General features: G+C 29.8%; 18 protein-coding genes. 1 reads left to right on the top strand and 17 read right to left on the bottom strand.

Going from position 1 to position 11836, the window contains the following annotated elements:
• Positions 1-60: 60 nt before the first annotated feature.
• From IGI80_RS06020 to IGI80_RS05985, 8 genes are all read right to left on the bottom strand, one after another.
• Positions 61-555, bottom strand: a complete 495-nt coding sequence (locus IGI80_RS06020; RefSeq protein WP_438722870.1) for a hypothetical protein — start codon at positions 553-555, stop codon at positions 61-63.
• A 411-nt stretch (positions 556-966) separates the two neighbouring features.
• On the bottom strand, positions 967-1269 hold the full coding sequence (locus IGI80_RS06015) for a hypothetical protein (RefSeq protein ID WP_438722869.1): 303 nt from the start codon (positions 1267-1269) through the stop codon (positions 967-969).
• Positions 1270-1411: 142 nt separating this feature from the next.
• Positions 1412-1960 carry a helix-turn-helix domain-containing protein gene (locus IGI80_RS06010; protein ID WP_438722868.1) on the bottom strand — a complete coding sequence of 183 codons (549 nt, stop codon included), beginning with the start codon at positions 1958-1960 and terminating at the stop codon, positions 1412-1414.
• A gap of 264 nt (positions 1961-2224) precedes the next feature.
• The gene (locus tag IGI80_RS06005; protein ID WP_438722866.1) at positions 2225-2563 is read right to left on the bottom strand and encodes a hypothetical protein; all 339 of its coding nucleotides are present in this window, start codon (positions 2561-2563) and stop codon (positions 2225-2227) included.
• Between the two features lie 142 nt (positions 2564-2705).
• The gene (locus tag IGI80_RS06000; RefSeq protein WP_438722865.1) at positions 2706-3281 is read right to left on the bottom strand and encodes a YcxB family protein; all 576 of its coding nucleotides are present in this window, start codon (positions 3279-3281) and stop codon (positions 2706-2708) included.
• 67 nt (positions 3282-3348) lie between these two features.
• Complete coding sequence (locus IGI80_RS05995) at positions 3349-3891, bottom strand: hypothetical protein (protein ID WP_002360864.1); 543 nt, start codon at positions 3889-3891, stop codon at positions 3349-3351.
• 107 nt (positions 3892-3998) lie between these two features.
• Positions 3999-4286, bottom strand: a complete 288-nt coding sequence (locus IGI80_RS05990; protein WP_438722863.1) for a hypothetical protein — start codon at positions 4284-4286, stop codon at positions 3999-4001.
• Between the two features lie 27 nt (positions 4287-4313).
• A complete protein-coding gene (locus IGI80_RS05985; protein WP_438723413.1) occupies positions 4314-5063 on the bottom strand; it encodes a glycoside hydrolase domain-containing protein in 750 nt (249 codons plus the stop codon).
• 503 nt (positions 5064-5566) lie between these two features.
• Between IGI80_RS05985 and IGI80_RS05980 the strand changes: the two genes are divergently transcribed.
• Positions 5567-6439, top strand: a complete 873-nt coding sequence (locus IGI80_RS05980; RefSeq protein ID WP_438722862.1) for a hypothetical protein — start codon at positions 5567-5569, stop codon at positions 6437-6439.
• Positions 6440-6938: 499 nt separating this feature from the next.
• On the opposite strand, the gene IGI80_RS05975 is transcribed toward IGI80_RS05980, so the two are convergent.
• The 9 genes from IGI80_RS05975 to IGI80_RS05935 all read right to left on the bottom strand — a co-directional run bounded on the left by IGI80_RS05975 (position 6939) and on the right by IGI80_RS05935 (position 11684).
• The gene (locus IGI80_RS05975; RefSeq protein ID WP_438722861.1) at positions 6939-7514 is read right to left on the bottom strand and encodes a DUF805 domain-containing protein; all 576 of its coding nucleotides are present in this window, start codon (positions 7512-7514) and stop codon (positions 6939-6941) included.
• 41 nt (positions 7515-7555) lie between these two features.
• Positions 7556-7714 (bottom strand): hypothetical protein, encoded by a 159-nt coding sequence (locus tag IGI80_RS05970; protein WP_252671203.1) that lies wholly within the window; start codon positions 7712-7714, stop codon positions 7556-7558.
• Between the two features lie 255 nt (positions 7715-7969).
• A complete protein-coding gene (locus IGI80_RS05965; RefSeq protein WP_438722859.1) occupies positions 7970-8446 on the bottom strand; it encodes a hypothetical protein in 477 nt (158 codons plus the stop codon).
• A gap of 362 nt (positions 8447-8808) precedes the next feature.
• Entirely contained in the window at positions 8809-9147 is a 339-nt protein-coding gene (locus IGI80_RS05960) for a type II toxin-antitoxin system PemK/MazF family toxin (RefSeq protein WP_049098551.1), read from the bottom strand.
• A complete protein-coding gene (locus IGI80_RS05955) occupies positions 9144-9401 on the bottom strand; it encodes an AbrB/MazE/SpoVT family DNA-binding domain-containing protein (protein ID WP_010824092.1) in 258 nt (85 codons plus the stop codon). Before IGI80_RS05955 ends, IGI80_RS05960 begins: the two co-directional genes overlap by 4 nt.
• 309 nt (positions 9402-9710) lie before the next feature.
• Positions 9711-9905 (bottom strand): CsbD family protein, encoded by a 195-nt coding sequence (locus IGI80_RS05950; protein ID WP_010714351.1) that lies wholly within the window; start codon positions 9903-9905, stop codon positions 9711-9713.
• A 29-nt stretch (positions 9906-9934) separates the two neighbouring features.
• Complete coding sequence (locus IGI80_RS05945; RefSeq protein WP_438722856.1) at positions 9935-10246, bottom strand: hypothetical protein; 312 nt, start codon at positions 10244-10246, stop codon at positions 9935-9937.
• A gap of 227 nt (positions 10247-10473) precedes the next feature.
• Complete coding sequence (locus tag IGI80_RS05940) at positions 10474-11463, bottom strand: SPFH domain-containing protein (RefSeq protein ID WP_049098547.1); 990 nt, start codon at positions 11461-11463, stop codon at positions 10474-10476.
• Positions 11457-11684 carry a hypothetical protein gene (locus IGI80_RS05935; protein WP_049098546.1) on the bottom strand — a complete coding sequence of 76 codons (228 nt, stop codon included), beginning with the start codon at positions 11682-11684 and terminating at the stop codon, positions 11457-11459. Before IGI80_RS05935 ends, IGI80_RS05940 begins: the two co-directional genes overlap by 7 nt.
• Positions 11685-11836 lie beyond the last annotated feature (152 nt).

The raw sequence follows: 11836 nt of genomic DNA, 5'->3' as shown, positions 1-11836 counted from the left end.
AACAAGTAATATACTGCAATATTTCACTATACATGGCTGTTCTAACTAATTTTATTTTCATCAATGCACTTCTTTCTTTATATCTATAAATTGATTCACTAGCTTCTGGTATTCTTTTAGTTGTTCCTTTAAGCAAATCGTAAATATTACCCCCATGAAACTACCAAAAAACGACGAGCCTATTAATGAACCAAAAATAATAAATTCTTTTCCTACAAAAACTTGATGAAAGTTTGTTAGCATAACAAACATGAATAAAGTATTAAATATAAAAAGGTTAAGGAATAGCTGAACACTAGAGAAATCTTGTTTTTCATCAAGAGCAATTGGTTTAAAAAAACGATACATAACATAATATTCACTGATCAATATTCCCATTAATAATATACCTTTCACTATTATCAGCCAAGAAAAATCGCTAAAAATAAGATCAAAAAAACCAAGTACTGGTATAAACACAAATAGCCATCGAAATTGATAAACATACTGGTAAAAATTATGTGTCTTTAAAAAATCCATCTGTTTTTGAAACTTTTCTTTATCCGTTATATCCATATCAGCATCTCCCTTTTTTAACGATTACTATTGCTTATTCTATCGACTTTTTGCCTATTATTCACTTTAAATGAATCCTCTTTTTATTAGTATTGTTAATATAGAAGAAGCATACCGTAAAACAGCGCTTTCATAAAAGGCGAACATAATAAGAAATAATAGTTAGTTTTATTAAATCATAAATACAGTTAGAATAAATCATACAAAAGTCCTAAATCAAGTTTTATTTTATGTTTCTAACTTTGATTGTTTTAGTTAAAAATGACACAACCAGCTTGTATCTTATTCCATACATTGTCTTATTATTAAAATATATAGTTTAAAACTTAAAAAGTTTTTGAACTTATAAATATTTATCTATCTTTATGATTTATATTTGATTTTTTATATCCCTTCTTACCATTATACTTCTTATCTATAATAAAAATATGATAGTACCACAGATACTATTAATGCTATTAAAACTAATACTAATGTCAATATATCATTGGATAAAATTATCTTTCTTCTTCCTCTGTAGTACGGATTTATTCGTATGGTATTGAAATCTGTAAAGGCAAAGTCAACTGACGGAACCAAAAAAACTAAAAGCACAAAGTAAATAGCTCCAGAAATAGCAAAAAATGGTATATTCCATATTAATGAACCACAAACTCCTAATAACAATGGTAAGAATACAAAATTTAAATTTTTTATTATTTTTTTCTTGTTCATTAAATTTGTCCCTCCCTTAAATAATTCCTTATGCAAAATATTACAAATATACTCTTAAAATAAATTGTACTTCAATACAAATTTACAACCAAGCATATCTAATAGTAATAAACATGTACAGGCTAACAGTAATCTGTTTACTTCACTTATTTTCATCATTATTTATAAAATCTTTAGCTGTTAACTTGGCACTATATGAACCTATTGGTTCTATATTATAAAATGTGAAAATTTTAACCCTTATATTGTTCAATAATTTTTCTTCTTCTTTTTTAAACATATTTGATAAAATAAGCATAAGCCAAGAAACAAACGTAGCACCCCCATATGTTCCAGCATCCACTATAAATTTAGCATCCTCAGATACATCCGACTGTTTTATGTCTTTAGCTAACGCATTCATCGGTCCCTTTACAATAAACTGAACTGCATTAGCATTCAGCGCTTGTTGAACTTCTTTAGCATTTGTAGCTACGTATAGCTTTTTTTCATTTTTAATATCTAATAATTTCCTCAAAGTTTGTTCTGGTAGAATTCCAACAGCCTGTGCAAGAGACTCAACTATTTTTATACTGTAAGTTTCTGGATTTCTATTGTTGGCTTTTGATAAAACTTGTTCTGATATCCCTGTTTTTTTAGATACTTCATATCTTGTCTTACCGTAATCTTTTAAAAAAATATCAATATACATAATATCGCTCCTTTTTTTTACTCAATTCTATTTTAGTAAATAAAGACAAAAGAGACCATTAAAATTGTTATTTCAGTCCTAAAAAGTGACTAGAAAACTATACTTATTTGAATGATTCTGTCTTATTTTAATTACTGTCTTTTGGAACAAAAATGAAGTATGCTCAACTTGAATGACCTACTAAATTCCTAACAGTAATCACCATAAGAAAAGAACCAACAAGGTATACCCTGTTGGTTCTTTTCTATCAGTAACTTATGGTAGTTATTTTGATATTTTATTTTTAGCAAAGTTTTCTAATTTTTTCTTTATACTATCAGCATTTTTTGTTTGTAAATCTATATATGATACAGGAAATCCAGTGTTCTTTATTTTTTCATCAAGATATGCCATATCTATCTCATTGTACATAATAATATCTGCATCAGGCATATCATTTTTAGCTATATCATAACTAATAACGGATAAATTCCATTCTGGTAGTAATTCTTTTTTTAGTTTATCTTGAAATTTTTTTGAGCTAATCCACATCATACCAGAACCACTGCTTCTAATCACAACTCCATCAGTATTTACTGTATAAATCCATACTACACTTTTCATATTTATTCACTCCTTAAACTATAATAAAATCTACACAATATCAAACTTTATAAAAATATATAAATAATCCTGTATTATAATTTCTATATTTTGTTTATTTACATTTTTCAGCATCTAATAATTGTCAATATAGAGATACATTTTATTTCGTAACATGTTTCTCTATAAATTCACTTTGTATTTTCGTAGAAATCATTCTCTTAGGTAAAATAAAAATTTTGTTTTTTGCAACTGTCATTAAATAAAATTCTTCATTCTCAAAAACATTTTCTATGTCATCCCAAATATATGATTTTTTATCTGCTTCATTATTTGCTTGCCAGTATACAATTCCCAAGTCATTAATATTAACTTTTCTTGGTTCTAAAGTTTTCGAGTCTGTATTTTTGTTAATAATCTTAGCACTTGGATAAGTATATGCACTGTATAGAAAAAAAATACCCAATAACAGATATATAATAATTATTAATATATATCCAAAACCTTGCGTAAATAATTTATTAAGTAGTTCTCTAACTACATAGTCAGGAAGTGATTGTTTGAAAGAAAGATATTGTTTAAATATCGATATAAACATATACGCAGAAGTAACCAGTAAAACTAGTCCAGCAAAATAAGTAATTCTTATTTTACGCTTACCGGGTTTAGTGAATTTTCTAGTATATAGCTTAATTGCTTTTAAATATTCATCTTCTTTTAAATTATAGTCAAAAGTCATACATAACCTCCTTTGAAATACGGGTATAAGATTATATAGTGCACAAATTTTACAAAAAATACCAATTCTAATACACAGTAGAATTAAGAAATAATAATATATTAAAACCTGCCAATATCACAGATAATATGTGTATTGAAAACCAAGCAATTTTTTGCTTACTATTTAGTAAAAATACATTTTTATGTGTTTCTACGTACAGTTTTCCTTGATCTGTATGTAAAAATTTTATTCTTAAAATTGCTACAAGTAAGTTGATTAATAAAATAATTAGAGCTGTAACCAAAGTCAAAAAAGCATATGATATAGCGTTCGATTGATTTGTAAAGTATCCATATTCATAAAAAGATCCTAAAAACATCCCTAAAAAAATAACCATTACCAAATGCAAAACAAAATATATATTTATTAAAAAGCTGTAGTATACAAAACTCTTCTTTTGTAACTCTATTAGATTTATTTTTTGTTCTTTTAATTCTCTCTTCGGAATATTACTCTTTCTAACAAATGATTGATTTAAAAAAAATTTAAATATATACAGTAAAAAAAATGGAAAAATTAAAAGAATAAAGTATTTCGTCAAATCCATTTCCCCTATAATACTATTCATAATTTCCCTCCTTTAAATTTATTTTCATTATACTCATTTAAATTTTCTTTTACAAATTATAAAAGCAACTCTTTCACAAGAGTTGCTCTTTTTCAACGAGAAATAACTTAAGCTAATGCAGCAAAAAATGCTGTTATCGCTCCTGCTAATTCTGCTGCTCCCGAAGCTATTCCAATAATAATAACCACTGCTAGCGCACCAATTAGAACGCCTTTTAGAATAACTTCTACATTTAATTGTGGAACATGACCATTTTTAATATCTCTATATGCTTTATCATAATCGGGTTGAGGTATTTTAATATCAGTTGGTAACAGAGGCTTAGGATATAGTTCAATTTCAAGTTGTAAAGTTCCTTTGTTTTCAGAATCTCCGATTTCCTTTTTAATTACCAATTTCGTTCCAATTAAATTATTTATAGCTCAAAAACCAGTTTCAATATACCCATTTTTAATAACTGGCGCTAGCTTATTAAGCATTTCATCAACTTGATTTTCATTATAATTCTTTAGTAAATCTTTATACGAATTCAAAGACTCTTTTATCGGATTTACGTATACTTTTGTATCAATTTTACCGTTTTTAATACTAATAGACATTCCTGAATCATCTACTTTATTTGTCCAAGAGGCGCTTGATTTAAAATAAACATCAAGAGTTGGTGAACTAATAATTTGTGTAGGAGTATCAAGTTTAATACCTACATCTTTGATTGTAAAATTTTTCCCTAAAGCATTCAGTAATTTAATTGTTTCTAACTGGATTAAATTACCGATTGTTGTAGAAAATGCCTTGGTCCCATGGTCTCTTCCAGATACGGCCACTTTATCAATAAGAAACCCTAATTCACTATGTTCATAGAATTGATCAAATGCCCACTCTTTTGGCATTGGAAAACCTAGATTTCCACTAAATCCTGTAGACATATCAGATACAAAACAATGTTCAACAAATCCAGCATCAATTGCTTGTTGGCAGACATTTCGTGTACCATAAATTCCAGTTTTGTACATGCCATTTGCATCTAAAGATTCTTTTACTTTCTTGATATACGGTAAGACCGTTCCTGGAATGTTACCATCTAAAATATCAACATCAACGGCAAAGTAAATAGTCGCTCCATAAGGAAATCCTAGTTTAAATGCTGCGTTTTGTGCTAACGATCCATCTATTAACCCATTCCAGATATGATTCTTTATTACTCACAAAGGAAAAGTACTCCCTTAAAAAGGAGCTTCATCGATATAATTTGTTTTTTACAAACAGATTGTTTACTTATTTACAACAAATACATACAATAGAAACTAGAAAAGAAAATATGTATTTATTATGAATACACATTACACTTGAAAATACTAAGTTACTACTTTATCGGATTGATTTACTTGTAATTTTTGATAAATTATTTTTTCTAGATTCTATCAGCAAAGATAACAAATTATATTATTTATTGAAGATTGCCAGCAAATCAAAAGATACTGCTTTTCGTGCACATGAAGAAGAAAAGTTAACCATTTTAATTAATAAAATATATCCTATAAAAGAAAGGGTGACTTTCCTAAAGCAATGAATAACTAGGTATTAAAAAGAAATCATTGAATTGAAACGTATTTGCTAAATAAAAAGAAGTTTATTACGAAATGACAATAAGTAGAAAAGTGGTGACTAATAAAGAATGACAAAAAATCAGGTAAAAAAATATGTATCTAGAGTAATCGTCTACATACTCCCTTTTATTACTATCATCGTTGCGGTTATTTCATATTCCAATTCTTCAAAAGCTGTAAAAATGTCCGAACGAGAAAATGCTCCTAGTTTTAGAATTATACAAAATTTATGGACAAAAAATCCTTACTATGAACTAGTTAACGAAGCCTCTTCTAAACTAGACAGGATTCCTTCTCCATCTTATTTAATGTTTATTCCTAGTAAAGTATATTTTGATTTTGGAGAAGAACGTAACAGTATAGTTATTCTAACCCCTATATCCTATGATTCAGTTGTAGAACAGATTGTCCAAAGTGAAACAAAATCTAGTATTGTAAAATCAACACTTACACCAAATTTCTTTGCTAAAAAAGGAATTCTAGAAGTTATCTATGGGGAAAAATTAAAATTAGATACAGAAAATTTCTCCATGTATGTTGATACGATGCCTTTTTTAGTCATTATTAGTCAAATTGATTATGAATATAACAAGAAATATAAAACAGAAATATTACTGTCTACTCCCATTTTAAATGAAAAAATTACTAAGAACGATTATCGAAATATTCAAGAATATTTATACGATAATGCTGCATTGCTTGAGGTTGCTCCAAATGAAAAAGAGTCAATTTATCAAACTGTCCATCAAAATGTAGAAGGTTTAGTAACTAAAATTAATGATTCTACTGTTCCTCAAGATGAAAAAGATAAGATATTTAAAATATTTGGTGGAAAAGAAGATGGGTATGGCTTTGTTCTCAAAAAGCTAAATCAAGTTATCACACCTAATGATCCAATGGAAGACTATATCTCAGAACAACAAGATTCTTCTAATAACTAAAATTTCAAAACATCACAAGGATTTCTATGGTGTCCCTTCTTAGCAATCCTTGTGATGTTTAATTTAAGAGCAGTTACAAAATTCAACGAAGGCGAAAAGTGACTTCCCTCCATACGAATCGTTACTAAAAATACTGTACCTTGTTACCATGGATATCACAAATATGGACCATAAAGGTTCAAAATTTGGGCCAAATTCTGTCACAATTCGTCATATTTTATAAGATAGACTCTCTGATCACATATTAAAGTACAGAAAGACAAAACTAAGAGATCGTAATTCTCTAGTTTCCAATCCCTCTTTCGTCCTATTAATTTACATGTAAATTTAATACTCTAAAATATCCCAAAATAGAGATTAGTAAATATAAATTTTGAGTATACCCATAATTTACAAATGGATCGTCCTAAATATACAAAGAAATAGTCAAAAATTAAAAAGTTTTTGACTATCTCAAGTATCGAATATTAAATGAAGATTTACTGTTGTGATTTCAGACTTAATTATTCTTTTCACGTAGAAAAAAAAGAACAATCTCATTTTTACTTTTTGTGGTTAGAGTATCTGTAGGTAATACTGTTAAAACGAAAAACAACAAACCAATTAAGTAGCTTAGAAATGTAATTATTGCACTTCCAGATTGTACAGATTGTATATACCCAGAGTCATTAAGCATTGAGCCTACTGAGATATTTTGGATAGTTTGTTCTATATTCGTATAGTTAGCAGCCATCGATAGAATCCAAAGAACTAAAAAGCCTCGTCCTCTTAACCCTGAATCTCGGTATCTGCGAATAGCTAATGTAAAACTAGGAATCAATAATGCAAGGAAAACTATCAACGTAATAATTAGGTATACGAATATACTTGTCCCCGAATCAGACTGTGAACCCAAAAAAACAATGAGTGGTAAAAAGAATATGCTCCCAAATAGTATTAATATACTTAAAACAAGTACTACCCACCAATACCCTGCTCTAGTTGTGCGGCCCTTAAAATCAAAATAACCTTTAAAGAAATCTCCTATGGCTCTCACAAATGTTACTTCTCCTTGAATTTGATGTATTTTTTTCATTTTCTCTCTCCTTAAACTCATTCAAATTTTAACTTACCCAATTATTTGTAAACGATCATGGCACTGTAATACCAAAATGTTGGACGATACTGAATATTAATAATTTCATGTTCTGCATTGAGTAACTCATTTACAGCATCATTTATCTTCCAGTCTAATTTTGTTTCACTAATCCAAGAACTAACGGTTTTTGAGTACATTTTAATTCTCCAATCCTTCTTAAGTCTATTCTGTTATTTATACCTTCTTTGTAAAAGTTAAAGAGCGTAATCTCTTTTACTGAATAAATCTTGGTGGGAGTCCTTCCCACCCATCAAGAAAACCAAGAACTGAGTGTCTAATTGGCGGACACACTAAGAAAGCAAGAAATAAAATTCCCAACAGAATTAATCCTCTTTCTAATTTTGTATATTTATTTTTCATCAGTATTTCCCTTCCTCGTATCTAAAAGTTTATTAGTTACACGTGGTGCTAGTTGTCTTCAGGTAATCCTTTACTTGTTCATTAAAGCAAGAAACGCAGAGGCCGCTCATCATTAACCCAAAGAATATTGAACCCATTAATGAACCCAAAATATTAAAATTACTGTTTGTAAAATCTTGACGAAAGTTTGTTAGCACAACAAACATAAATAAACCATTACACAATAAAAGGCCAAGAAATAGCTGGAATCTTGAAGTGATTTGCCCTTTACCCATAGCAAATGGTTTGAAAAAATGATACATCAAATAATACTCACTAATCAGTATACTGATTAATGAGACAATTTTTATTCCTATCCACCAAGAAATTCCATCAAAAACAAGATCTAAAAGACCAAGTAATGGGATAAATAAAAACGACCAACAATACTGATAAATATATTGTTGAAAATTATGTGTTTTTAGAAAGTCCATCTGTTTTTGAAACTTTTCTTTGTCCGTTATATCCACTTAACAACCTCCCCTTCTTGCGAAGATAGAATTATTTACTCTCACAGGTTTATTTTAACAGAAATCAGATAAAGTAACAGCTAATTTCTATGTGATCCAGTGACCCTTATAGTTGATACGTTGATTTTAAGAAGGGGTTTGAGAAAAAAAGAACCCCTAGTTTAAGGGATTCTTCATTTTTGACTTTTTTTGACATTTGGTGTTTCAAAAAACTTACATCAAATCAGAAACGTTTCAAATTGTATTATGCCATACACAAACAAGGAAAATCAAGGTATGTCAAAAAGTATACTTTTTGAAACTGATGAAAAAATCAGAGGAACAAACAATTATTTTGCCTGTTCCTCTGATTTTTATTCATTTCACTTATAAATAAGATTAATTTTCGCTAAGCATTCTTCGATTACTTCTTCAGGGGCTTCCTCAACGAAATCAAAACCTCTTGAAACAATATCAATACTTCTATGATGTTCGAGCAATATTTCGCCTGTTATTTTCATATTTTTAGTAAGAGGTACATGCAGAGGAAACGATTTTCTTTTACTTGTGATAGGCGCAACAGATACCATATTTTTTAGATATGGGAGGCGCTTTCCTAGAATAATACATGGGCGCTTTCCCTGCTGTTCGTGTCCTTTAGTTGGATTTAAATTAATATACACAACATCGCCTTGCTTTAATTCATTTACACTTTTTTTCATAATAACTCTTCTCCTACAGGACTGCCCCAATCATACTCTGTTTCATTTAAATCTCCACCTTTATAATCTGAAAATAATTCTTCTAGCGTATTAGGAAATGTCGTTTTGGGTGTAAGGATAATTTGACCTTGTCTAATAACCATTTCAAATTTGGCTGTTTGGCCCTTTATACCTAGCTCTGCTAATTCTTCTTTAGATAATCGAATTCCCTTAGAATTACCCCACTTTTTTAGCTCAATTTCTTTAACTAACATATGATCACCTCTTCTCGTCCATTATACCACGAAAGGATATACAAGTATATACATTCGTGGTGTTTTTTTCTTTTTTCAACATTCCAACAGTACTTTCATTATCCTATTATGAAACGTTAGACTTGCATGTTTTTAACTTTAACGACATTATTATCGGAAAGAAGATTGTGAACTTTTCAGGTAGCAGAAGCCCTGATAGTAGTGCTTCTGTTTTTTTCGTATAAAATTTGAACTGACCATCCATAAATATATTTTTAAGCAGTTAAAATCCTTAAAAAAAACAGACCTCAAGGCCTGCTTTTAAAGAAACTATTTATCCAATTTTTCTTTAACATCTTCAACAACATCTTCAACTTTGTCTTTCGCATCAGAAGCCACTTCTTTAACTTTACCGATAGCTTGATCTAAGAAACCTTCTGCTTTTTGTTGATCATCGCCAGTCACATTTCCTGCCACTTCTTTTGCTTTTCCTTTGATTTTATCTGTCGTTCCTTTATCTGTCATAATGAATTCCTCCTGATATTTTATTTTTGTTAGTTGTTTGTATCTGAAGACTCTAATTCTTTACTAGCACCTTCAATGGCTTTACTAGCTTTTGTTTTTCCTTCTTCTACTTTTTCTTTGCCTTTTTCAACTGCTTCACTGGCTTTTGTCTTTCCGGTTTCTACAGCATCACTAGCCTTATCTTTCGCTTCATCAAGCGCGCTGCTTCCTTTTTCCTTTGCCTGTTCTACTTTAGAAGAAGTATCTGTAGAATTCTCTGTTTTCTTTTCTTTACTTCCGCCACACGCAGCTAATGAGAATACAGCTACTCCGGCAGCAATTGCCAATACAATCTTTTTCAACTTTCTTCGACCTCCGTATATCAATTTTTTTATGGTACACATTAATTATAAAACAAATAAATCAAGAAATATAACAGTCTAAAGTCTTATTTTTTAACTGACGCATGTCAATGCCCAAAACCAACATTTGTATGTGATTCTTGTCCGTATAATTTATAACGTGAGTATACAAATTCATTTATACATCTATAAAAAGGTATTTAAATTCAAAATTACACACGATAAAGTTAATTCATGGTTCCCTCTTCTTCCAATAATTCTTGTTCGTTAGGTCTTGATGTTGCAGTTTCCCATAATTGCTTAGCTACAGGAATGTTCCCTAGTTCTGTCATATTTGAAGGCAAAATCACGGTATTGGTTTTACTGTTAACAATTTCTTTAAATGCTTCAATACCAAGATAAGATAATACTGTCTCATCTAGTTGGCTATTTTTGATTGCTTCGTTCAATACAAGAATACGATTTCGTTCAGCATCAGTAATCTTATTAATACGATCTGCTTCAGCTTCTGCATCGATTCGAACACGTTTCGCTCTAGCTTCTGCGTCTATCTGTGTTTGTTTTGCGCGAGCTTCCGCATCGATTGTCATTTGAGAAGCTTTTGCTTCAGCTGTTAAAACCGCTGAAGATTTTTCCCCTTCAGCACGTGTAATCATTGATTCTTTATCCCTTGATGCAGTGATTAACTTATTCATCGATTCTACAATTTGATTAGATACTTGAATTTCTCCGATATTGATACGATCAATCGCCAAACCGTAACCCGCTGTGATATCTTTTATGGACGCAAATAAGGACGCGTTAATTTCCTCTGTCCCATTTAATACTTCATTTAGTTCCATTTTTCCTATAATCCCACGTAAATTAGATTGTGCATCTTGTATCATAGAAACGACCGAATTTTCATTATCATATACAAACGCACGGACATCCGTTACATGGTACTTAATTGCTTCATCAATTTCTACCATTACATTATCTTTGGTAATCGCTCGTTGTGGGTCAATTTCTAAAGGAATTTGTTTTAAAGAAATACTTTCTTTGACTGTATAGAGTATAGGTATTAAAAAGTGTAATCCTGGATCAATCGTTTTCACATATTTACCAAAACTTTCAATCACTTTTACTTCACCTTGCCGGACAATCACAACTGAGCTTACCAACAAGCCAATAAGAATGACACCGAGTACTAAAACAATAATGATTATAGCTAACATAACAAAAACCCTCTTCCATTTTCAAATAATATATTATTAACTCTCGTATGCAGTACTCCATGTTGAACATTTACGACTTCTAACATAACCCCTTCTTCAGGAATTCCCTCTATCACTCGATATTCTGTATATGTTCCAAAAATACGTATTACTCCGTAAAATTGATTTGTTGGTGCCCGAAAGTATGATCCAATTACTTTATTCTCTAAATATTCAGCCATAGTCCTCTCTTTCCGTCACTAGTGTACTTTTATTATAACAAACTCGAACTAACATTCCTTCTTCTAAGACCATATTCTGAAAATTATTTACACAATTTTTTGTAAGACAGACTAATCTGTTGCTTCTTTCAAACTTTCTATTTCTAATTCAT

Origin of the sequence: Enterococcus sp. DIV1420a (assembly GCF_051712165.1) — a bacterium.
Lineage (GTDB): Bacteria > Bacillota > Bacilli > Lactobacillales > Enterococcaceae > Enterococcus > Enterococcus faecalis.
Note: the sequence above shows the minus strand (reverse complement) of the source record. Positions and strands in the feature narration are given on the sequence as shown.